The sequence below is a fragment of the Chryseobacterium luquanense genome (assembly GCF_026460945.1).
Lineage (GTDB): Bacteria > Bacteroidota > Bacteroidia > Flavobacteriales > Weeksellaceae > Chryseobacterium > Chryseobacterium luquanense.
In genome coordinates, this window is record NZ_JAOVZV010000014.1 from 129,419 (window position 1) to 153,359 (window position 23,941).

A 23,941-nucleotide genomic window follows, 5' to 3' on the forward strand; every position below is an offset into this window, starting at 1 on the left:
TATTTTTTAATAAAGTTAAATAATGTTTTGATTTAAAAACAAAAATAGACCTCCAAATATATGGAAGTCTAACAATTTTTTAATCGATTTAAGAGAATTATTTATCCAGTATTCCTCTGATTTTGTTGGCATTATGAATTAATTCTTCAATATATTCAAAATTATCTTTTTCTAAAGCCGACTTGAATTTTCTTAACTGGGTAATATGCTCATTCAAAACATCGAGTACATTTTCTTTATTTTGCTTAAAAATTGGAACCCACATTTCAGGATGAGATTTTGCCAAACGCACCGTACTCGAAAAACCCGAACTCGCCAACTGAAAAATCGTATCTTCTTCTTTTTCCTTTTCCAAAACCGTGTTTGCTAAAGCATATGATGTGATATGAGAAATATGAGAAATATAAGCAGTGTGAACATCGTGATCTTCGGCATTCATGTAAATAGTGTGCATTTCAAGATTGTTGACAATATTTTCTACAACATGTAGAGCATCTTCTGCAGATTCTTCACGGTTGCAGATTACTCCGGCTTTTCCTGAAAAACTTTCGGCAATGGCAGATTTCGGACCATTGTTTTCCGTTCCCCACATCGGGTGAAAAGCCACAAATCGTGATCTGTTAGGATGGTTTTTTACAGCATTTACAATTCCTGATTTTGTTGAACCAACATCCATTACGGTCTGCTGATCTGAGATTAAATCTAAAACTTCGGGCAAAATTTTTCTCGCAGAATCTACAGGAATAGCAATGATTACTAAATCAGAATTTTTAATTCCGGTTTCTAAATCCGATTTTTGGTTGATGATATTTAAAGCTAAAGCTTCATCAAGGTTTTCAATATTATTATCGATTCCGTAAACGAAATCTGCGATATTTTTCTGTTTTAATTTTAAGGCAATCGAGCCGCCGATTAATCCTACACCAATGATACTTATTTTCATTTTATTCAAATTTAAAAAATAAAAAACCCCGCCAAAGGACGAGGTTTTAGTTATATATACAAGAAATCCTTATCCCAAATCTGAGTTAAAAATTCCGTAATAATAGATTTTGTTTGTAATCACAAAGCGAATGTAAGAATTTTTTTGAAAATATCGTTGCTTTTGAATGCATTTCTTATGACTAAGAAATTGTTTTTAATTCGTCAGTTCGAGTGTTTTTTCGCAGTGAAACGCAGAAAAAATGTATCGAGAACTGATTTACTAAAAAGTTCTCGATACAAAATTCTTTCAGAATTTCACTCGAACTGACGATTCTAAAAATAATCAATATGATTTCTCAGTTTGGCCACTCATCCCGATTTCATATATTTGTTCATTATTCAAAATATGGAGGCAACACAAGATAAAAGGCTTTTTCTCATCGATGCTTATGCGATGATTTTCAGAGGATATTACGCATTGATTAGAAGTCCGAGAATTACCAGTACCGGAATTGATACATCCGCAATTTTTGGTTTTACCAATTCTTTGATCGAATTAATCAGAAGGGAAAGACCAACTCATTTAGCTGTTGTCTTTGATGTCGGTCAGGCAAGTATCAGAACTAATGATTTCGCAGAATACAAAGCTAATCGTAGCGAAACTCCCGAAGCTATCAGGGTTGCAATCCCATATCTTCACCGGATTTTGGATGCCATGCATATTCCTCACATGGGTGTGGAAGGTTACGAAGCGGATGATCTAATTGGAACTCTTGCTTGTAAAGCGGAAAAAGAAGGTTATACCACATTTATGGTGACACCTGATAAAGATTTTGCTCAATTGGTTACCGATAAAATCAAAATTTATAAACCAGGTTTAAAAGGCGGCGAAATCGAAATTTTAGGTGTAGAAGAAGTAAAAGCTAAATACGAAATCGAAGATCCGAAACAAGTCATTGATTATCTCGCAATGATGGGTGATGCTGTCGATAATATCCCGGGATTGGATGGTGTTGGTGAAAAAACAGCGATGAAATTCCTCAAAGAATACGGAAGCATTGAAAATCTTTTAGCCAATACTCATCAGTTGAAAGGTAAGATAAAAGAAAAAATAGAAGCTTCAGCCGAACGCGGAATATTATCTAAAAAATTAGCAACCATTATTTGTGATGCACCCGTAGAATTTCATCAAGAACAATACGATCTCGAAACTCCTGATTTTGAAAAAGTAAAAGTGATTTTTGATGAAATCGAATTCAGAAGATTATACGAAAATCTTTACCGGGCATTTGCGCCTTCAGAAACAATTTCGGTAAAAACAACCGTTGTTTCCCAGAATGGTGTAACCATTACAGAAGTGGATGGACAAATCGCTGAAACTCCACAACAGAAAGTTTCCAAAAATGTAGGTCAGCTTGATCTTTTTGCGACATATGAAGAGCTCGATCAGGCAACTTCCACAAAATCTACGATTGCAGAAAACGATCATTTATATCAGTTTGTAGATAATCCGAAAGCACAGAAAATATTAGTTCAGAATCTTTTGAAAAAAAAAGCCGTTTGTTTTGATACAGAAACTACTTCATTAAACGAACTGGAAGCTGAATTGGTGGGAATGAGTTTTTCCTACAAAAAAGGTTTAGCCTATTATATTCCGCTTTCTGAAGATCAGGGTGAAGTTTTACAGACTTTGGAAATCTTCAGACCATTTTTTGAAAAAGAAGATTTAATTAAAATTGCGCACAACTTAAAATACGATTACAAAGTTCTGAAACAGTACAACATGACCGTAAAAGGAGCTATGTTCGATACGATGATTGCGCATTATCTTTTGAATCCTGACGGAAGACACGGAATGGACTATCTTTCTGAAGTTTATTTAGGTTATAAACCTGTTTCTATTGAAACAATTATCGGTAAAAAAGGGAAAAATCAAGGAAATTTCAGAGATGCAGATTTAAGAACGCAGACGGATTATGCAGCCGAAGATGCTGATGTGACCTTCCAGTTATATGAATTGTTTGCGCCGCAATTAAAAAAAGAAAACCTTGAAGATCTTTTCTACAACATCGAAATGCCTTTGATGGAAGTGTTGGCTAAAATGGAACTCGAAGGAATTTCTCTGGACGAAAAATGGCTCGCTCAGGAAAGTATCGACCTTGAGAATGATTTAAGACAGTTAGAATCAAAAATATTTGAAATTTCTGGTGAAGAATTTAATATGAATTCACCAAGGCAATTGGGAGATGTATTGTTTGAAAAAATGCAGCTTGATCCGAAAGCCAAAAAGACAAAAACCGGACAGTATGCAACGTCGGAAGATGTATTGCAAAAATTGTCTTCAAAACACGAGATCATTCAGCATATTTTAGAATACAGAACGTATCAGAAACTGAAATCTACGTATGTGGATGCATTGCCATCACAGATTGATAAAGATGATAACCGTGTACATACCAATTTCTCACAAACTACGGCTGCAACAGGTCGTTTGGCGAGTGTGAATCCTAATTTGCAGAATATTCCAATCCGTACATTAAGAGGTCAGCAAATCCGTGGAGCGTTTGTTTCAGGAGAAGGAAAGAAAATTATTTCTGCCGATTATTCGCAGATTGAACTGCGTTTAATTGCCGAAATCTCTGGTGAAGACAATATGATCAAAGCCTTTCAGGATGGCAAAGATATTCACGCTTCCACGGCTGCTAAATTGTTTAATATCCCGTTGGAAGAGGTTTCAAAAACGCAGCGTGGACAAGCAAAAACGGTCAACTTTGGAATTTTATACGGTCAGGGAGCTTTTGCGTTGGCAGAACAAACCGGATTATCCAGATCTGAAGCTAAGCAGATGATCGAAGCGTATTACGAAACCTATCCGAAATTGAAAGAATATATGGCGGAGCAAGTGAAAAGAGCTCGTGATATCGGTTATGTAGAAACAATTTTAGGACGAAAACGTCACTTGAAAGACATCAATTCCGGAAATTTTGTGGTGCGGGCTCATGCCGAAAGAAATGCCGTAAATGCTCCCATTCAGGGAAGTGCCGCAGATGTTGTGAAACTGGCAATGATTAAAATTCAAAAAGAATTAGAAAAAGAAAAATTGCAGACCAAAATGCTCCTTCAGGTACATGACGAATTAATTTTTGAATCTCCCATTGATGAGGTAGAAGTTGCTACACATATCATTAAAACAGAAATGGAAAATGCTATTGAAACGCAGGTTCCGTTATTGGTTGAAGTGGGAGTAGGGAAGAACTGGCTGGAAGCGCATTAACAAAATAGAATGAACCGAACTAAGGCATATATTTTTATTATTCTGGGTATTGTAATAATAGTACCACTAATCATTTATTTTTACCTGAATAATAAAAATATTGTTGAAGTTCCAAAAGTAGAAAAAACTGAAATTTCGGTCACAGATTCTGTGAAAAAAGAAACTGATTCTATAGCTATTTTTAAAGATTTTGTAAAAGATTTTAATTCTCATCAGAAGAAAAATATCAATAAATATATTGATGCAGATTTGGGAATGATCATGTATTATCATGACGGTCCTTATCCTATTATCAGTGCTCTTGAAGAAATAGGATATGAAATAGATTGGCTGAATACAGATTTATTTGAAAATAATGTAAAGTTTGAAGATTTTCCTGAATATTTAGGTGATTTTAAATTTTCTAAAACAGGTTTTTTTGTACAGAAAAATAAGAACAATTTTTTGCTGGAAAATTTTGATAATTCTTACAATTCTCATCCACCATCTTTTTTTAATAAATATAAAAAACTGGAGAAGCTCTGTAATTTTTGGGCGATAGGAATAAGCAAAAATCAAAAGAAGCAATTTTATTTCTATTTCAGATTAGACCAAAAAAAGCTTACTTTACTAGGCTTGGAAGTTGATCGGTTGAATGATATTTTGTTTGCTGATCCGGAAGCTTCCTTTATCCCATTTAAAAATAAAAATGATATCGAAAATTACTTGAGAGATCATCAATTGTTTTTAGATAAAGAACAAAATGCAAGCATAGATTTGACTAAAAAAGAGATTGTCTACTACGATTTCCCTACAAATAACCCTTTCATTTTTGACCATTATGAAATTGGGGAAATTGAAGAAAATTCATCAAAAATAAAATCTGCTGAAGTAATATTTTATCCAAATGAATCTAAAGAAGATGGTTTTATTACTTTCTTTTCTAATAAAGGTCGATTTGTAGTTTATCCGATGGGGGTAAGACCGCCATACTTTTACGATGTTGTAAAAAAGTAAATTAAGGATTTCAAATCTTAATATTCAAACTCAATTCCACCCACATAAACCAAAGAAAGTTCGTCATTTTCTACAGATTTTGGTTGTGGAATTTGTCCTTGACTTACAAAAACGAGAGAGTTAATATCAAATTTCAGATTCATTTCGTTGATTCTGTTGTATAAAACCGGAAGCCATTGCTCGGCAAAAGAATATTCAGAAAAATGCTGGATGCTTTGCTCAAAACCGTATTCCATTAAATCCTGATCAAACCAAACAGTATCCTGCGATTCCGCAAATTTTGAAATATAGGTGTCATCAGATTCTTCTTCGATGTAATAATTCTCATCTTCTTCTACAAACTGGAAAAAATCTTCTTCCGTTCTGAAATTTCCTACCCAAAAATCTAAAATCTGTGTATTCATGTCTAATTTTTTGAAGCGCAAAGGTATGATAATAGTTTTTATATAAAAAGTTTGAAAGTTTTTGAGAAGTAAAATATATTCAACGTCAGTTCGAGTAAATTTTGAAAAAATCGTATCGAGAACTTTTCGATTTTTTTTGAATGTTGGTAAGTATATTCGGTGAAAAGTTGACTAGTTCTCGATACATTTTTCTTCATTTCATTCCTAAAAACACTCAAACTGGAGGAAATATTATATAAACTTAACCTAAACTCTCAAAACTCCTCTAAAAGCTCTTGCTGCATAGTAAGAATTAGCTCCATTATGATATACAAAAACAGTATTATAACGACGGTCACAGAATATAGCCCCACCCAATTCTCTTATTTCTTTTGGTGTTTTGACCCAACTGGAAGTTTTCAAATCAAACTCTCCTAAAGTCTGCAAAAAACGATATTGTTCTTCTGAAAGAATTTCAACACCCATTTGTTTGGCGGTTGTCATTACATCATTTTGAGGTTTGTTTTCCTTCCGGGAATCCAGAGCTTCACGGTCGTAGCAAAAACTTCTTCTTCCATTAGGGCTTTCTGCGGAACAGTCGAAGAAAATATATTCATCTGTTTTTTCATCATAATCTACGACGTCGGGTTCTCCTCCCGAAATTTCCATTTCATTGAGTGACCATAATTTTGAGGGGTTTGAATTTAATTTTTCCTCAATTTTTGACCAGTCTAGTTTTTCGTGATGGGTTATGTTTTTTTCAAAACGTTTTTTGAGTATCTGTATAAGTTCTATACTTTCTTCTGTGGAAATTTGTTTTTTAGCTGCCATTTCTTTGAATTGAATGAGTTTTAAAATTAAATAAAAATTCCGATTCTACATTACTGACAATTTGACATAAGTGAAATATTATTCTGAATTAGGATTTTATGACGAGAGTACAGAAAGGATACAGCGATGATACAGCGATACATGAGAAAGATTATATGTCAAAATGACAAAAATAAGTAGATTGTATTAAAAAAGTAATGAATGTCCGTAAATTTTAATGAGTTTTTAACGTACTGTTTGTTATTTCCTAAGAATTTCAATTCACTGAAAATAAAGTAGTTTAGATTCCGAAGGAATCATAAAGTGACTGATGATTTAAAATAGATATTCACAAAATCCGCTGCTCTTTTTCACTTTCATTAATTGTTTTTTCAAGACGTGAAAGCTTTGTTTTCTCCTGTTTTGCACTCATAATCCAATGAATTATCACCTTTTTATAAGATGGAGCTTGTTTTTCAAAAAAATCCCAGGCTTTTTTATTGGCTTTAAATTGTTTTTCGTAATCCTGTGTAAGTTGAGAAGGTTCTTTTTCGTGTGAATAAATTCCTGATTTATCTTCTTTTCTAAGTTTAAAAGCTTCAAGACCTTCTTTTTTCATTAGACCGGCTTTTATAAGTTCTTCGATCTTTTTGATGTTAACAACGCTCCAAATACTTGTCGGTTTTCTTGGTGTAAAACGGATGCTATAACTTTCCTCATCAATCGATTTTCTCACGCCGTCAATCCAGCCAAAACATAGAGCTTGATCAACAGATTCAGACCAAATCATTGAAGGTTTTTTGGTTCCGACTTTATAAAAACCTACCAATAATTCTTTTTCAGTTTGATGGTTTTTCTCAAGCCAATTTCTGAAATCTTGTGGTGTTGGGAAGAAGGTTGCAGACATTTTTATTTACAATATGTTTATGTAAATCTAATAAATTTTATTTTTTTTTATTTCCTCAAAAATTGAAATCTGCTCATTTGTGAGATTTTGTAAACGAATAATATGGCCTTTTGAATGTAAATAGTTAGGATAGGATACTAAATCAACACTGTGATTATTCATGATCATTTCTCTGAGTAATAGGGTAGAACGCGTAAGTTTTTTAGAAGAATTTGAAAAATTTAAATTTATTTTTCGAATCGGAATAAAATAAAAACTTTTAGGGAAAATAAAAATTGTATTGTCATTGATGAGTAAATCAAAATTAAAAGACAGAATTTTTTTGCTCAAAAATCCGTCATTTAAAATAATAAGTCCACTGATATTTTTTAGATGTTTTGAATTTGATTCGGTGTAAGTTTCAATGATTTTTCTCTTTTCAAAAAAGAAATAAATGACAGAAATAATCAATGATAAGATCGTCGCTGGAATAAAATAGGAAAAAATAGAATCAAACATTTAATAAATTTTATTTCATAGGATATCTTATCGCTTTATTAAGCTCAATCGGGTTGTTTTGTTTTCTGATATATTCCTGCTCACTTTTTATAAGTGGAATCAAATCACTTGCGTTTGTATATTTTTTTCCGTCAATTTCTATGATGGTATTGCCTTTCTTTAAATTAATGCGATCCTCCTGATAAGGATCTTCGTAATATTCTAATGACTTTTTAATGAATATTTTTTCCGAAACATTAAGAGGTTTATCTCCATATCGTACTTCAAGAATATTTTTTGTGTCGTAAGTTTGATCTAATTTTTTGCTTTTAATTAACGAGAAACTGAATTGCTTTTGGCTGTCTTCCAATGAAATAATCAAACCCGGCAAACCTTTGAATTTATAAGGGCCTTCAGAAAACGGAATTTCTTTTGTGAACCATGCTGTCCATTTTCTTCCGCCAAAATTGGTTGTAGCTTTTTGAAGATTAAAGTCAGCAGTTTTTTTAGTTTCTTCAGATAATTTCCATTCTACCGGATCTTCTGTAGAATAAGAATATAATTGATCTCCGGCAAAAGCAAAATTGATGTTTTTGCTGGAGTTTTTCTTTCTTGTAACTGGAATTTGTGCAGTCCAGTTTGTATTTTGAGATTTATTTATATTATTTACAGAATCTTTTTCTAAAAAACTATTATCATAATATTTGGTTTCGTCAGGATTAATATCTAAAACGGTAAAAGCTTTTTGATAATTAGCTTGCGTAGAATCTTCTTTGTATTTCACTTCGTAAAAAAAACGGTGAGTTTGGGCTTTAGCTAAGCTTAATGATAAAATCAATAAAATAGATCCTGCTTTTTTCATTTCAAAATTTTATATGACAAGATAAAGAAATTCTCCTTAAAAGGACTTAATTTATCTCGCAAATTTTTTATAAAGAATAGTTTTTATCATCTATTTTTTAAATGATGATGATGGGAGTTCGCTTTTCTTTTTTGATTCCGTAAATTTGTAAGATGTTCTATAACCTTAGAGCTTGTAAAATGAAAATATGACTGACAAAACGTACAGAGAAATACATCATACTGATAAAAATAATTACGACTATATCACCATTACCAACGACGAAAATAAAGTAAGAATTTATACCTTTAATAATGGGTTAAAAGTTTTTCTTGCCCAAAATTTCGACGCACCGAGAATTCAGACTTTTATTCCGGTAAGAACTGGAAGTAATAATGATCCTTCTGACAATACAGGTTTGGCGCATTATCTCGAACACATGATGTTTAAAGGAACGTCAAAAATAGGAACTCATAATTGGGAAAAAGAGAAAGTTTTACTTGAAGAAATTTCAGATTTATACGAAAAACATAAAGCTGAACAAAATCCCGAACTGAAGAAAGAAATCTATAAAAAAATAGACGAAATTTCTCAGGAAGCGAGTCAATATGCGATTGCCAATGAATATGACAAAGCTATTTCTTCTTTGGGAGCAACCGGAACGAATGCACATACTTGGTTTGACGAAACGGTTTATAAAAATAATATTCCCAATAACGAGCTTAAAAAGTGGCTGAAAATCGAGAAAGAACGTTTCTCGGAAATGGTTTTAAGGCTTTTTCATACAGAATTGGAATCTGTTTATGAAGAGTTCAACCGAGCACAGGATAGCGATTCCCGATTGGTGAATTATGAATTGATGGATGCACTTTTCCCAACTCATCCAAATGGTCAGCAAACGACTTTGGGAGATCCTGAACATCTTAAAAATCCTTCAATGAAGGCAATTCACAAGTATTTTGATGAATATTATGTTCCCAATAACTATGCAATCGTTTTGGTTGGAGATTTAGATTTTGAGGAAACTGTTGTTTTGGTTGATGAGTATTTTGGGGCAATTCCGTACAAAGAATTGCCAAAGAAAAATTTAATTATAGAAAAACCTTTGACTGAAATTGTCGAAAGAACGGTAAAAAGTCCTACAACACCGAGAATTCAGATGGCTTGGCGAACTGATAGTTATGGTACAAAAGAAGCAATGCTTGCTGATGTTACAGCCAATATTTTAAGCAATAGAGGAGAAGCGGGGATTTTAGATTTAAATATCAATCAGACTCAAAAAATGCTTTGGGCTCAAGCGTATTCTTTAGGTTTAAAAGAATATGGGTATTTTTCTGTGGTTGCAGTTCCAAAAGAAAATCAGACTTTATCGGAAGCTAAAGAAATGATGTTGGAGCAGATTGAATTATTAAAAAAAGGAGATTTCCCCGATTGGATGCTTCCAGCAATCATCAATGATTTTAAATTACAACGATTAAAAGGTCTTGAAACGGCGGAAGGTCTTGCTACAAACCTTTACGATACTTACATTAAAGGAAAAACCTGGGATGAAGAACTGAGTGAAATGGATGAATATGCTTCGTTTACAAAACAGGATGTCGTCGATTTTGCTAATGATTTTTTCAAAGATAACTATGTTATTATCAATAAAGAAAAAGGCGTGAATGATCAGCTTTTAAGAGTTGATAATCCTGGAATTACACCAATAAAAATCAATCGTGAAGCACAATCTGAGTTTCTGAAGGAAATTTTAAATGATAAAACGGAAGATATTCAGCCAGAATTTATTGATTATCAGAAAGAAATTGAAACTGATTTAATTCAGAATAAGAAACTGAGTTTTGTTAAAAATAAATATAATGAAATTGCTCAGGTTCATTTTATTTTTCCTTTTGGAAGCGACCACGACAGAGATTTAGGGATTTCTACACAGATTTTACAATATTTAGGAACAGAAAAATTTTCGCCCGAAGATTTAAAAAAGGAGTTCTTCAAAATCGGGATTACCAATGATTTTAAAACAAGCTCTAATCAACTAACTATTTCTTTAAGCGGACTGGAATCAAATCTTGAAAAAGGAATTTCTCTTTTACAACACTGGATGTCTGAACTAAAACCTGATCAGGGAATTTACAATCAGTTTGTGGAAACTGTTTTGGAAAACCGTGAAGCGGCGAAAAAAGACAAAAACCGCATTATGACCGCTCTGACAACCTACACGAAGCTTGGAAAAACATCGAGATTTTTAGATATCATATCAAAAGAGCAGCTGGAAAATGCTAATGTGAAAGGTTTTACAGATAAAATGAAAAAGTTATTCGGCTTTACTTATCAGATTTTCTTTTACGGAAAAGATTTTGAAAGTTTTAAGAATTACATTCCGAATTATATTGTTGATGAAAGATTTACAATTCCGGAACCTAAAAAATATCCTGAACAGGAAACAACAGGAACGGTTTATTTCACCGATTATGATATGGTTCAGATGGAAATGAGCAAAATCGGAAAAGGCCAAAATGTAAATCCTGAAAACTTCGGAAAGATTAATGTTTTTAATGAATATTTCGGTCGCGGTTTATCGTCAATTGTTTTTCAGGAAATCCGTGAAAGTAAAAGTTTGGCGTATTCGGCTTATGTTTCTTATTCACCAAATTCTGAACTGGCGCATCCCGATTATATTACAACTTACATCGGAACTCAGCCGGATAAACTGCAAATTGCAGTTGATACAATGACCGAATTGATGAATGAGCTTCCTGAAATTCCGGAGCAGTTTGAAAATGCTAAAAATTCGGCCTTAAAACAGATTGCATCAGCCAGAATTACGAGAACCAATATTTTCTTTAATACATTACGATTGAAAAAACTTGGAATCGATTATGATTTTAGAAAAGATATTTACAGCCAAATTGAAAATCTGAAGTTTAATGATGTGAAAGATTTTTATCAAACTCAAATTAAACCGATTCATTTTAATACTGCCATTATCGGAAAAAAAGAAAATCTGAATATGGATGCTGTGAATGAAATGGGAAGTTTTGAAGAACTTGGTTTGGAAGAAATTTTTGGATATTAAAAAATAATTTATATAAAATAAGCCGGAATTTCTTCCGGCTTTTATTTTTAGTTTAATTAAATGAAAGGAATAATTAAAACACAATCAGAGTGATGAAATTAAGATTGATTAATTTGTCAAATCCTCTATTTCAATCAAACGATATGTGTTTTGAATGCGTTGAAATTTATACGTAATATTGATGCTGTTGTTTTTTCCAAACTTTTGATAGTAAACAGTGTCTTGAATTTGATTAATGTGAACATCATACAAATCTTTGTTTCTCAATTCTTTCGGGACATCATTTTCTATGTCAATAAAAGTGTAGTTATCTTTATAAATCGTTCTTTGAAGAATGTCCAGCGGAAAATCTTCGTCTGAATAATTTTCCATCACAGGAAAACTAATGTGCTGACTTTGAAAAGTACTGTCTTTCTTAAATTTTTCAATAAAAACATTGAAGTCTGCAAGGTCGGATTTAGAATTGTTACAAGAACTTATGAAAGCTAAGGAACCTCCGATGAAAATAATAACCTTAAAAAGTAAATAATTTTTCATTTTAATCATTTTTTGTTTACCTGCGTTTTCCGAATAACCATTTGGGGATTTCATCTGTTACTAAAAACTGGATTACAATATTATTATGATGAAGATTTGTGAAAGTTGTAAAAATCAAATTTTTGTTGGAAGAAAGTTTATTATACAATTCAACGCTGCCTATGTAAGGATTTTCGATATCTTTTTCTCCGTGAATCAGCCAAATGTTTTTTTCTTTAATTTTATCAAGATTTGAAAAATCCGGAACAGCGGCAACAGAAACAGTTGCTGCAAATAGTTTGGGTTGCAAATTCATAAGATTTTGAGCGGTCGAACCACCCATTGAATAGCCAATTAAGTAGATTCTGTTTGTATCAATGTTGGGATATCCTTTTTCAAGATCTTTTATTAATCTCAATAAAGTAACAACCTCGTTGGAAGGTTTTGAAACCTGAATTCCTTCCCCATTGATCTCATAATTTGTAGAACGCTTATTAAATTGTGGCGCTACAACATAACATTGAAATTTCGTATAAATTTCATCTCGTAACCATATTTTAGCGAATGGTTCCAATTGGTTTTCATTATCATTTCCGATCCTTGTAGAATTATGAAGGGTAATAACCAAGGGGTATTTTTGATTGATGAGGTTATTTTTAGGCATTAAAAACCGATAGGGAATTGTAATGTCGTTTTCTGCAAATATTTTCTTTTGAAATTGATTGGTATTTAAACTGTTTAATAATTTTCTATTATTCAAAAAAGTAAGCGTATCAACTTTTGTATCCCGAAATTCTTTCTTTTGTGCAAAAGCTTGATTGATGGTGAAAATTAATAAAAGAAGTATTTTGAATTTCATAATTTTTTAAGATTGGTTGAATTTTTATTTGGAGCTTTTTCCCGCTTTTCGTTGCAATCTTTTTTTTGCAAAAAAAGGATTTTCACTGCAATCTGGGCTAAGATTTTTGTCATCTTCTCAACTCACTACAATAAATTCAACTTTTTGTTTGTGAAATATTATAATGTAAAGATTACTTTTTTCAAAGTATGATTTTTAGTTTTTTTGGATTGAAAATTTTATTTTTCAATGAAAAATAAGAAATACTTTTAAAGTTTATTCTTTTTGTAAAATTTCTGTACAAATATTTCTTCCTTCATTGCACCAATATTCATAAATAATAGAATTTTTTCCCGTTTCTACAATTTCATATTTTGTTTTCTTACCAATATAAATAAAATCATCTTTGAGTTTTGTTTTAATCTTTATTATTTCAGTTTCAAATTTGCATTTATTGGGCATTTTCAGTTTACTTTCTACGATAATATCATTTTTGCCAAAAATTTCAGTCATTCGATTTTTACGAACCTTAACTTTAAATGAGTTATTTCCTTTTTCATTTCTTGTAAAATTCCCTTTTTTTATTAAATTACAATTAGGTGTTTTATCTGAATCGGGGAAATAATTCCTTCTTTGAGAATAAATTATAACGGAAGATAATAATGAGAATAGTAATAAAATTTTCATAGTCATGGTTTCGTCAAAAATAATGATGTTTATAATATATTAATGATAAAACTAAAGATTTTAAAAAGCTTATGTATTCTTTCAATAATCGAATCACTTCCTTCAAATTTTCTAATGGGTTAAAAGCTTTAACAAAAAAACTCCAGAAAGTTTTCATCCTTCTGGAGTTTTAAATTTATTTTTTTTAATCCTACCCAAACGCTCTCTTCAGCAAACTCTCCACTTTCGGCTCGCTTCCTCTGAAATTCTTATACAATTCCATAGGATCTTTCGTTCCGCCCGAAGAAAGTAAAACTTTAAATTTTGCAGCGGTTTCAGCATTAAAAATTCCGGTTTCTTTAAAATATTGGAAAGCATCGGCATCCAAAACCTCTGCCCATTTGTAAGAGTAGTATCCCGCAGAATATCCACCCTGAAAAATATGTGAAAAACTTGGGCTCATCGCTGTTTCAGGGTTTACAGGATAAAGCTGAGTTGCTTTGGTGTAATTGTCCTCAAACTCTTTCACGCTCAAACCTTCCAACTCTGCAACCTTAGAATGGTAATTCATATCCAACAATCCAAAACCGATTTGTCTCAAAGTCTGATAACCTTCCATAAAGTTTTTCGACTGTGCGATTTTCTCAATTTTTTCGTCCGGTAAAACTTCTCCTGTCTTATAATGTTTGGCAAAAGTTTTCAAAAATTCAGGTTCGTAGCAGAAATTTTCAAGGAACTGAGAAGGTAATTCTACAAAATCCCATTTCACAGAAGTTCCGGATAAATTTGGATATTGCGTATTTGCCAACATTCCGTGAAGTGCATGACCAAACTCGTGAAACAATGTTGTTACTTCCTGAAACGTTAATAAACTAGGTGTATCTTTTGTCGGTTTGTTGAAATTACAAACGATAGAAATATGCGGACGAGAATTTTCTCCGTCTTTTTGATACTGATTTTTGTAGCTCGTCATCCAAGCTCCGGCTCTTTTACCTTTTCTTGGGAAATAGTCAACATATAATAAAGATTTGTACTCACCATTTTCCTTGACTTCATAAACTTTTACGTCTTCATGATATTTAGGAATATCATTTCTTTCAACAAAAGTCAACCCGAAAAGTTGTTTTGATAATCCAAAAACAGCTTCCTGAACTTGTTCTAATGGAAAATACGGTTTTAATTCCTCATCATTCAGGTCATATTTTGCTTTACGGAGTTTTTCTGCATAAAAAGCGTGGTCGTAACCATGCATTTCATCGATTCCGTCTGTTTTTGCCAAAGCTTTTAATTCTTCGATTTCTTTTTCAGCATACGGTTTGGCTTTAATTAAAAGTTCATTTAAAAAGTCAATCACTTTGGTTGGAGATTTTGCCATTCTTTCTTCCAAGACATAGTCTGCGTAATTTTTGTAGCCTAATAATTCTGCTTTTTGCTGTTTTAAAGTAAGAAGTTCTTTTATTAAATTCTGATTGTCAAATTCACCGCCATCAAAAGATTTTTTTCCATTTGCTAAAGCAATTTCCTTTCTCAATTCACGATTTTCTGCATACGTCATGAAAGGAATGTAGCTTGGATATTGCAAAGTGACAACCCAGCCTTCCAGAGTTCTTTCCTTCGCTTCTTCTGCATATTGTTCCAAAATGGCTTCGGGAATTCCTGCTAAATCTTCTCTATTTGTGATGTATTTAAAATAATTATTTGTTGAAGCCAACACGTTTTGCCCGAACCGAAGTGATTTTAAAGATAAATCCATGCTGATTTTCTTTAATTTTTCTTTGTCTTCCTCGTTTAAAAGTGCTCCGCTTCTTACAAAACCTTTGTAGGTTTCATTCAAAAGCATTTGCTGTTCTTCGTTCAGATTGTATTTTTCCCTTTCGTCGTAAACTTTTTTAATTTTATTAAATAAAGCTTCATTTTGAGAAATTTTTGAAGAATATTCTGTCAGAATCGGAGAAACTTCCTGAGCAATTTGCTGTAATTCGTCACTCGTTTCAGCGGAGTTTAAATTGAAAAATATATTGGAAGCTCTGTCGAGTTGTTCACCCGAAAAAGCCAAAGCCTCAATCACGTTTTCAAAAGTTGGTTCTTCTGAATTGTTGATAATTGCGTCAATTTCTGCTTCAGAATTGGTAATTAATTCTTTGAAAGCTGGAAGGTAATCTTCATTTTTTATCTCGTTAAAAGGTGCAGAATGATATGGAGTGCTGAATTTTTCTGTTAAAATATTCATTGATTTATTTTTAATGGTAAATTTAATTAATTGAATGGTATTTTGAACTCAAATAAGATGCCTTGACACAGATTTGTGACAAAATGCTTCATTTTGAAATTATTCTTGTCATAGGAAAAGATAAAATTTTGAAAAAATATATATTTTTGAAACTATAATTAATATATGAAACTATGAAAACAATTTTAAAAATTATCGGCGGATTAATCCTTCTGTTTGTGGTGTATTCTGTAATTGCAATGCTTGCTTTCGGTGAAAATTACCATTACGAAAAAACCGTGGTCATCAATGCTCCGAAAGATAAAGTTTGGCAACAAATCAGCACAATGAAAGCTTTTAACGAGTGGAATCCGTGGATGAAATTAGACAAAAACATGAAAGTTACTTATACCGGAAATCCGGGCGAAGTAGGAGATAAGTATTGTTGGGATAGCAAAAATGATGATGCAGGAGCAGGCTGTCAGGAAATAAAAGAACTGATTTCTGGTGAAAAACAAAAGACGGAAATGATTTTTAAAAGACCTTTTGAAGGACAGGCAATTTCTGACATCATTTTAACATCTGAAGGAAATTCAACAAAAGTTACATGGAGTATGGATACAAAACAGGAAACCTGGATGAAAATTATGCGACCAATGATGGATTATCAAATGGGAAAATCTTATGATGAAGGATTTACCAATCTGAAAGCTTTGGTTGAGAAATAAAACTGAAATACTTTTTAATTTATAAGAAACTGTTTTCAACTTGAAAGCAGTTTTTTTATTTTACGTTTTAAATTAAAATATTATCTTTATGTAAAAGAATTTGATTTATGCAGAAGGCGACTTACAATAAAAATGATTTAAGAGTTTTTGTGAGAGATATGCTCTCAGGAAAAGTGAAAACTTTAGAATTTTATCTGAATTTTACTTTGGAAGCGAGCCGTGAAGTAAAGAAAACCTCGAAATATGATTCGATTCGTGAAGAAATGCAGGACGAAATTTATCATTTAGATAAACAAATGGCAAACCTGAAAAATATGCAGCAACAGATGAAAAAAGTTTTAAATTCTGAATCTGATCATGCAAAATTAGGTTCATTAGTCATTACCAATAAAGCTCGTTTCTACATCTCTGTTTCTTTAGGTGAATTTTTCTTTGAAGGCGACCGATTCTATGCGATTTCCCCTGAAAGCCCGATGGCAAAAAAGATTATGGGGATGAAGGCCGGTGAAGAATTTACGTTGAATAAGATTTATCAGAAGATTGAAGAAGTAATTTAAAAAGCAAAGTATAATGCCACGAATACACTAATTTTTCAAGTATTTGATTGTAATAATTGTAATATTCGTGCATTCGTGGCATCTAAGAAATTTGTAAAAACTTCCATTACCTAGCTTTCTGCTTCCCACATTTTTCAGTATTTTTGTCTACATGAATAAAGCAGAAGTTTTAAAAGAAATCATAGAGCAACGCAGAAGTATATTTCCGAAAGATTATAATGAAACAGAAATTTCTCAGGAGGTTTTGGATGAAATTTTGAATTCGGCGACGTTTGCTCCCAATCATAAACGTACAAAACCTTGGCGTTTTAAAATTTTCAAAGGTGAAGAAAAAGCGAAATTAGCTTTGGAAATGCAAGAGATTTACAAATCAACTCAGGCTCCACAGGTTTTTCTGGAGAAGAAATACAATGATATTGGTTTAAAAATCAATAAAGCAGATGCGGTAGTTTCCATCGTTGTTAATTTCAGCGGAATGGTTCCGGAATGGGAAGAGATTGCGGCTGTTTCTATGGCGGTTCAGAATATGTATCTTTCTTGTACCGCAAATGGAGTAGGCTCTTACTGGAGCTCTCCGAAGATTGTTGACCTTTTGAAAGATTCTTTGACGATTGAAGAAAATCAGAAATGTCTTGGTCTTTTCTACATGGGAAATGTTGATTAGTTTGATATAACAATGTAAAGATTCACTAACTTCTTGATAAGAAGGGGGTATTTGTAATGAAGTTGTGAAATAGCCCTGATTGCAGCGACATCCTTTTTTGCTGATGGCTTGAAAAAAGCGCTGGCGAAAAAGATACAGCGGAAAGCAGGTTCCCGGCTTCTGAAAAATATTGTTTTTAAAACTTTTAATTTGGGTATTTAACTTCAAACTTTTTTACTATCTTTGCACACTTAAATATTTAATCGGGACGAGTTCCCATAAAATTCAAACATTATGTCAGTAAAAATCAGATTACAAAGACACGGATCTAAAGGGAGACCTTTTTTCCACATCGTGGTTGCAGATGCAAGAGCTAGAAGAGATGGTAGATTCATCGAAAAGTTAGGTACTTACAACCCAATTACAAACCCTGCTACAATTGATTTGAACGTTGATGCTGCTGTAAAGTGGTTAAACAACGGTGCTCAACCAACTGATACGGCTAGAGCAATTCTTTCTTATAAAGGTGTTCTTTACAAAAAACACTTACAAGGTGGTGTTGCTAAAGGTGCTTTTGACGAAGCTGAAGCTGAAAAGAGATTTGCTGCGTGGTTAGAGTCTAAAGATGCTAAAGTACAAGGTAAAGTAGAAGGTTTATCTACTGCTAAAGCTGATGCTAAGAAAGCTGCTTTCGATGCTGAAACTAAAGTAAACGAAGCTAGAGTTGCTGCTGCTGCTCAAGTAATTGCTGATGCTAAAGCTGCTGAAGAAGCTGCAAATGCACCTGCAGAAGAAGTTACTGAAGCTACAGAAGAGCCAACTGCTGAAGCAGAAGGTACTGAAGAAACTCAGGCTTAGTCTTAAACAAGATACAAAATAAAGACACGATTTTTTCGTGTCTTTTTTAATTTAAACCTTCAAGGTTTTTAAAATTTTGATGGTTTCTTATATATTTGCATTATGAAAAAAGAAGATTGCTATTTTTTAGGAAAAATTACCCGTAGACACGGTCTTGCAGGAAATGTAATTCTTAAATTAGATACAGATCAACCAGAACTTTACAAAAACCTTGATTCTATTTTTGTAGAAATCAATGGTCTATTAGTTCCTTTTTTCATTGAAAAATCTTCTTGGAGCAAATTGGATGCTCTGAATCTTGCCTTCAAAAACTCTTCTGAAGCTTTGGTAGACCAATCTTTAGGTAAAAATGTTTATTTGCCGCTGACTTCTTTACCAAAACTTACCGGAAAACAATTTTATTATCACGAAATCATCGGATATGAAATTTTGGATGAGCAGGATAACAACTGTGGTGTCATCAGATCTGTGAACGATCAGACAGCTCAGAATTATTTTGTAACCAATCTGGATGGAAAAGAAGTGGTAATTCCATTAATTAAAGATTGGATTTTAGAAGTTGACCGTGATGAGAAATTCATTAAAATGCAACTTCCGGAAGGTTTGATTGATGTGTTTTTGGTGCCTTCGAAAAAGGATGAGTAAATCGTTATTTAATTAGATACATAAATTTCATTCTTCAAAGGATGAAGTTTTTTTTGTTAAATTTTAAGCTTTTCCTGCAAATTATCAATTTGCTGATACATTTTATTGAAAAACATTTTCCGCTCTCTATTTCCGGAAGTATTTAATGATTTTGAATTTTTAATTTCGTGTTCGAAATAGGTTAATGTATCATTACAAGTATTTTCATCGTTCGTCATCATGTACCCAAACATATTAAAAGGAATGAAAAATGACGATTGAAATTCATTTTTAAACAAAATATTATTGCTTAAAATGACCAAATCGTTCACGTAAAAATTGAAATTCGGATTGTGCTGAATTTTATGTTCAATATTTTCTAAAACTTTTCTCACTTCCTCCAAAATCAGTACGATATCTTTATATTTCAAAAGTCCCATCTCTGAGTAAAAAGAGATTTGCATCAAAATACTCATCATGGTGGTGTCATTCCAGACTTCGGTTACATTTTGATTTTCATATAAATCTTTCAGCATTTCGTTTTTTGGAGAATGGTAAGGCAAATCAAAATCTTCAAACGGGCCCAGGAATTTATCTTCATTCAGCAAATTCATCCAAACATAAAATTTGAAGCGTGACAGAATAGTATTCGAAATCGTATAAAAAAACGGTATATCTTTCGCCGAATAATATACTTTTGACTGATTGATGCTCTGAAAAACATTCAAAATCTTCAAGGAACTTTCAAAAAAATAAAGCAAATCTTCCTGAGTTTTTACGGGCTGAGTTCTTTTTACAACCAATTGGTTTTCTGTTCCCAAAAATTGATCAATCGAAATCTGATAATATTTTGCTAATTCTAAAGCTTCTTCAAAACTGAATTTTGCCTTCATTGAAGTTCGTCGGTGTGCTGCATCGTAGCTGATATTGAGAATGTTGGCAATCTCGTCATTCAAAGATTTATCCCCGATTTTCTTTCTGATTTGTTTGAGTAAGATTTCTTGGTGCATTCTTTTTTGCGATTTTCACAAATGTAACTATTTATTTTAATTTTTTTTCGCATTCATTAAACAGGTTTTCAAAATTAGCTTTGAGATATAATTTAAAATATAAAGCTATGAGAAAATTGATTTTTTATTTGAGTATTTTATTTGTTACAGTAAGCTGTGCAGGCTTTAAAAATGTTGATCCAATTAGATTGGATAAAAAAAGTGTGGAAAATATCAGTGGTACTTACAAAAACGTACCGGTCACCAAAAGTGGCTTTTATGTTCAGACTCTTACAGATGTTTTTGACAGAAATACTAATATGTTTAATTGGAAAGAGAAATATGATAAGAAAGATGTGATTGTAAAACTTAAGATGATTAAAAAGAATCGCTTACATGTTGAAATATTTGAGTCAGAAAATATTTTGTTTAGCAAAGATTTGAAAGTAAAATTAAAAAATGACGGCTTTTTATATTTAAAAGAGAGAAGATTTATGATTGACGGAATTCCTTTGGTTTTTGGAGGATGGAATTTTCAAAAATCACGTTTTGCGATAGATTCAAATAATAATTTGAAAGTTCAGTCAAATTATTTCTACTGTAATGGAATATTAATTTTAATGAGTGATTGGAAGACGCTTCATCATGATTTAATCTTTGAAGAACAATAAAATCATGAAAACAATACCTTATATATTAATAGGCATAAGATTTTTTCTTGCACCAATTATCATTTTACTTTCTTATTTAAAAGATGCAGAATCCAGATTTATCATTCTAACTTTAATGTACATCGGATTATTGACAGATATTTTTGACGGCATCATTGCAAGAAAAGTCGGAGTTTCTTCAGAAAAGCTGAGAAGGCTCGACAGTCAGGTTGATTTAGTTTTTTGGATGTCTTTAGGTTTTGCAGCTTATTTTCTAAATCCAACGTTAATAAGAGATGAATGGCAAAGCATTTTATTAATTTTCATCATGGAAGCGCTTTGCTATATAACAAGCTGGATAAAATTCGGGAAAGAAACCTGTACCCATGCTTGGCTTTCAAAATTGTGGGGTTTAAGTTTGCTTTTAGCTTTCACTTATCTAATAGGTTTTCAGACAACAGGTTGGGCTTTCAATTTGACCATCATTCTTGGTTTCATTTCTCATTTAGATGTCATCATGATTATTTTGATTCTTCCAAAATGGAATTACGATGTTCCCAGTTTCTATCATGCCTTGAGAATCAGAAGAGGAGCAGAGAGAAAAAAGACAACATTCTTTAACTAATAATTGGATTTTTTAGAATTAAATAGTGATTTTTAAATCGAACGGCGTAATAACCAAAAATTACGCTGTTTTTTGTAACTTTGCAAACATTAATTTTAGACAAAAATTTTATCATCAACAAATGAAAAAGCAAACAATTAAAGAAGTCCTACAAGACTACAAAAAAGTATTACATCATGACATTACCGTTTATGGTTGGGTAAGAACCTTCCGTGCAAACCGCTTCATTGCGCTTAATGATGGTTCTACAATTAATAATTTGCAAATTGTTGTTGATTTCGAAAATTTTGACGAAGAAATTATCAATAAAATAAGCACAGCATCATCTCTAAAAGTTGTAGGTGAAGTGGTAGAAAGCCAAGGTGCGGGTCAAGCCGTAGAGATTATCGCAAAAAAAATTATCATTTTGGGCGATAACTTTACAGAAGAAAGGGAAAAAACGATTCTTCAGCCTAAAAAACATGCTTTAGAAACTTTGAGAGATCAGGCGCATTTAAGATTCAGAACCAATTTATTTGGTGCGGTTTTTAGAGTACGTCACGCAGTAAGTTTTGCAATTCACTCATTTTTCAACAAAAACCAGTTCTTTTACATCAACACGCCAATTGTAACCGGAGCAGATGCAGAAGGAGCAGGTGAAATGTTTGGAGTTACCAACTTTGATTTAAATAATATTCCAAGAGACGAGCAGGGCGATATCGATTTTGCTCAGGATTTCTTTGGGAAAAAGACAAACCTAACAGTTTCAGGACAGCTTGAAGGAGAAACTGCAGCAATGGGATTGGGAAGAATTTATACTTTCGGACCAACTTTCCGTGCAGAAAATTCAAACACAACCCGTCACTTAGCAGAATTCTGGATGATTGAGCCTGAAGTTGCTTTCAATAACCTGGAAGATAACATCGATTTGGCAGAAGATTTCTTAAAATATGTGATTCAGTATGTTTTAGATAATTGTAAGGATGATTTGGATTTCTTAGACAAACGTTTTGCCGAAGAACAAAAATCTAAACCAGAAAAAGACAGAGCGAAAGAAGGTTTGATTGAAAAACTTGAAAATGTTATCGCTAAACGTTTCAAAAGAGTTTCTTACACCGAAGCGATTGAGATTTTATTAAATTCAAAAGAAAATAAAAAAGGAAAATTTGCTTACCCAATCGAAGAATGGGGTGCAGATCTTCAGTCTGAACACGAAAGATTCTTGGTTGAAAAACACTTTGAATGTCCTGTAGTTTTATTTGATTATCCTAAAGAAATTAAAGCATTCTACATGAAATTGAATGATGATAATAAAACCGTTGCTGCAATGGATGTACTTTTCCCAGGAATCGGTGAAATTATCGGTGGCTCAGAAAGAGAAGCAAGATTAGATGTTCTGAAAACAAAAATGGCAGAAATGCACGTTGACGAGCACGAATTATGGTGGTATCTTGATACAAGAAGATTCGGATCGGTTCCTCATGCAGGTTTTGGGCTCGGTTTAGAAAGACTCGTTCTTTTCGTAACAGGTATGACAAACATTCGCGACGTCATCCCTTTCCCAAGAACTCCAAAGAACGCAGAATTTTAATTCTCATAAAAATTATATAATGTCTCTGAAATTTTCAGGGACATTTTATTATATATAGAAAAGATTTCAATTTTACTTGTGAATTGTTTCTTTCTTTCTTTATTTCTTTCCAACTCAATTTCTCCATTTTTTAGGAGCTATTTCCCGCTCTCCGCACTCGCTATTTTCTTTTTCAAAGAAAATGAGCTCAAACAAAGCTGCGATCGGGGCTAGGATAGAAGTCATAAAAAGAAAATTTGGTGAGTTCAGGTAAATTTCAATTAAAATATTGCTCCTAAAAAGTTGATTAAAATAATTTCCACTTCTACAAAGCTCCAGAGGAGCGATAGCTTTGTAGAATATACAGAATGATTAAAGCTTGAAGCTCCGTAGGAGCGGCACCTTTCGTTAATATATAAATATCAAAATAATCTGTTGGCTTAACTTTTGTAAGCACGTCTACATGGATTTGCTTTCTGTAGCCAAAATACAATATTATTTCGATGCGCAAAATCTGTATTTTGTGAGCTAATTTCTTAACAATACCCGAACAAACTCACTTCTTTACCTTTTATAAAAATAATATGAACATTGTGGATAACTCCAAGATTCTATTCAATGTCTGTTAAACCAGTGTTTTACTTTAATACTTTTCCACAATCAAAATAATTGATTATTAAATATTTGTTTCGTGTAAATAACTGCTATATCTTTGCCCCACTGAAAAACGAGAGTTGATTGGTAGCGCAGAGGAGTTTTTAGATAAGCGTGAAACATTAAGAAACTACTTTATATTAAAGG

General features: G+C 32.4%; 22 protein-coding genes. 11 read left to right on the forward strand and 11 right to left on the reverse strand.

From position 1 onward, the window contains the following. Positions 1 to 97: 97 nt before the first annotated feature. Entirely contained in the window at positions 98 to 943 is an 846-nt protein-coding gene (locus OEA66_RS12435; protein ID WP_267281677.1) for a prephenate dehydrogenase, read from the reverse strand. A 387-nt stretch (positions 944 to 1,330) separates the two neighbouring features. Between OEA66_RS12435 and polA the strand changes: the two genes are divergently transcribed. Further along, positions 1,331 to 4,198 carry a DNA polymerase I gene (gene polA / locus OEA66_RS12440; protein WP_267281678.1) on the forward strand — a complete coding sequence of 956 codons (2,868 nt, stop codon included), beginning with the start codon at positions 1,331 to 1,333 and terminating at the stop codon, positions 4,196 to 4,198. 9 nt (positions 4,199 to 4,207) lie between these two features. Then, positions 4,208 to 5,194: a hypothetical protein gene (locus OEA66_RS12445; protein ID WP_267281679.1), complete on the forward strand. Its 987-nt coding sequence runs from the start codon at positions 4,208 to 4,210 to the stop codon at positions 5,192 to 5,194. A 17-nt stretch (positions 5,195 to 5,211) separates the two neighbouring features. On the opposite strand, the gene OEA66_RS12450 is transcribed toward OEA66_RS12445, so the two are convergent. From OEA66_RS12450 to OEA66_RS12465, 4 genes are all read right to left on the reverse strand, one after another. Further along, positions 5,212 to 5,598, reverse strand: coding sequence for an immunity 22 family protein (locus OEA66_RS12450; protein ID WP_267281680.1), 387 nt, complete (start codon positions 5,596 to 5,598; stop codon positions 5,212 to 5,214). A 246-nt stretch (positions 5,599 to 5,844) separates the two neighbouring features. Further along, positions 5,845 to 6,408: a DUF4256 domain-containing protein gene (locus OEA66_RS12455; RefSeq protein ID WP_267281681.1), complete on the reverse strand. Its 564-nt coding sequence runs from the start codon at positions 6,406 to 6,408 to the stop codon at positions 5,845 to 5,847. 328 nt (positions 6,409 to 6,736) lie between these two features. Continuing rightward, complete coding sequence (locus OEA66_RS12460) at positions 6,737 to 7,294, reverse strand: YdeI/OmpD-associated family protein (RefSeq protein WP_267281682.1); 558 nt, start codon at positions 7,292 to 7,294, stop codon at positions 6,737 to 6,739. Positions 7,295 to 7,802: 508 nt separating this feature from the next. Then, entirely contained in the window at positions 7,803 to 8,633 is an 831-nt protein-coding gene (locus OEA66_RS12465; RefSeq protein WP_267281683.1) for a GLPGLI family protein, read from the reverse strand. A 187-nt stretch (positions 8,634 to 8,820) separates the two neighbouring features. Between OEA66_RS12465 and OEA66_RS12470 the strand changes: the two genes are divergently transcribed. Beyond that, entirely contained in the window at positions 8,821 to 11,688 is a 2,868-nt protein-coding gene (locus OEA66_RS12470; RefSeq protein WP_267281684.1) for a M16 family metallopeptidase, read from the forward strand. Between the two features lie 108 nt (positions 11,689 to 11,796). Here the strand turns inward: OEA66_RS12470 and OEA66_RS12475 are convergent, their stop codons facing one another. From OEA66_RS12475 to OEA66_RS12490, 4 genes are all read right to left on the reverse strand, one after another. After that, on the reverse strand, positions 11,797 to 12,225 hold the full coding sequence (locus OEA66_RS12475) for a hypothetical protein (RefSeq protein ID WP_267281685.1): 429 nt from the start codon (positions 12,223 to 12,225) through the stop codon (positions 11,797 to 11,799). Positions 12,226 to 12,241: 16 nt separating this feature from the next. After that, complete coding sequence (locus OEA66_RS12480; RefSeq protein ID WP_267281686.1) at positions 12,242 to 13,063, reverse strand: carboxylesterase family protein; 822 nt, start codon at positions 13,061 to 13,063, stop codon at positions 12,242 to 12,244. Positions 13,064 to 13,318: 255 nt separating this feature from the next. Continuing rightward, positions 13,319 to 13,729, reverse strand: a complete 411-nt coding sequence (locus OEA66_RS12485; RefSeq protein ID WP_267281687.1) for a hypothetical protein — start codon at positions 13,727 to 13,729, stop codon at positions 13,319 to 13,321. Positions 13,730 to 13,919: 190 nt separating this feature from the next. Then, a complete protein-coding gene (locus OEA66_RS12490) occupies positions 13,920 to 15,938 on the reverse strand; it encodes a M3 family metallopeptidase (RefSeq protein WP_267281688.1) in 2,019 nt (672 codons plus the stop codon). Positions 15,939 to 16,111: 173 nt separating this feature from the next. Here OEA66_RS12490 and OEA66_RS12495 point away from each other — a divergent pair, with 173 nt between their 5' ends. From OEA66_RS12495 to rimM, 5 genes are all read left to right on the forward strand, one after another. Further along, positions 16,112 to 16,645, forward strand: coding sequence for an SRPBCC family protein (locus OEA66_RS12495; RefSeq protein ID WP_267281689.1), 534 nt, complete (start codon positions 16,112 to 16,114; stop codon positions 16,643 to 16,645). Positions 16,646 to 16,752: 107 nt separating this feature from the next. Next, positions 16,753 to 17,202, forward strand: coding sequence for a hypothetical protein (locus tag OEA66_RS12500; RefSeq protein ID WP_267281690.1), 450 nt, complete (start codon positions 16,753 to 16,755; stop codon positions 17,200 to 17,202). Between the two features lie 151 nt (positions 17,203 to 17,353). Further along, positions 17,354 to 17,866, forward strand: a complete 513-nt coding sequence (locus OEA66_RS12505) for a nitroreductase family protein (protein ID WP_267281691.1) — start codon at positions 17,354 to 17,356, stop codon at positions 17,864 to 17,866. A gap of 273 nt (positions 17,867 to 18,139) precedes the next feature. Beyond that, a complete protein-coding gene (locus OEA66_RS12510) occupies positions 18,140 to 18,703 on the forward strand; it encodes a 30S ribosomal protein S16 (protein ID WP_267281692.1) in 564 nt (187 codons plus the stop codon). Positions 18,704 to 18,805: 102 nt separating this feature from the next. Continuing rightward, complete coding sequence (gene rimM, locus OEA66_RS12515; RefSeq protein ID WP_267281693.1) at positions 18,806 to 19,348, forward strand: ribosome maturation factor RimM; 543 nt, start codon at positions 18,806 to 18,808, stop codon at positions 19,346 to 19,348. 56 nt (positions 19,349 to 19,404) lie between these two features. Here rimM and OEA66_RS12520 read toward each other — a convergent pair whose 3' ends face one another. Then, complete coding sequence (locus OEA66_RS12520; RefSeq protein ID WP_267281694.1) at positions 19,405 to 20,337, reverse strand: helix-turn-helix domain-containing protein; 933 nt, start codon at positions 20,335 to 20,337, stop codon at positions 19,405 to 19,407. A gap of 107 nt (positions 20,338 to 20,444) precedes the next feature. Between OEA66_RS12520 and OEA66_RS12525 the strand changes: the two genes are divergently transcribed. The 3 genes from OEA66_RS12525 to asnS all read left to right on the forward strand — a co-directional run bounded on the left by OEA66_RS12525 (position 20,445) and on the right by asnS (position 23,161). Next, positions 20,445 to 20,987 carry a hypothetical protein gene (locus OEA66_RS12525; protein WP_267281695.1) on the forward strand — a complete coding sequence of 181 codons (543 nt, stop codon included), beginning with the start codon at positions 20,445 to 20,447 and terminating at the stop codon, positions 20,985 to 20,987. Positions 20,988 to 20,991: 4 nt separating this feature from the next. Next, positions 20,992 to 21,591, forward strand: coding sequence for a CDP-alcohol phosphatidyltransferase family protein (locus OEA66_RS12530; RefSeq protein WP_267281696.1), 600 nt, complete (start codon positions 20,992 to 20,994; stop codon positions 21,589 to 21,591). 121 nt (positions 21,592 to 21,712) lie between these two features. Then, positions 21,713 to 23,161, forward strand: a complete 1,449-nt coding sequence (gene asnS, locus OEA66_RS12535; protein ID WP_267281697.1) for an asparagine--tRNA ligase — start codon at positions 21,713 to 21,715, stop codon at positions 23,159 to 23,161. A gap of 304 nt (positions 23,162 to 23,465) precedes the next feature. Here asnS and OEA66_RS12540 read toward each other — a convergent pair whose 3' ends face one another. Next, positions 23,466 to 23,651: a hypothetical protein gene (locus OEA66_RS12540; protein WP_267281698.1), complete on the reverse strand. Its 186-nt coding sequence runs from the start codon at positions 23,649 to 23,651 to the stop codon at positions 23,466 to 23,468. Positions 23,652 to 23,941 lie beyond the last annotated feature (290 nt).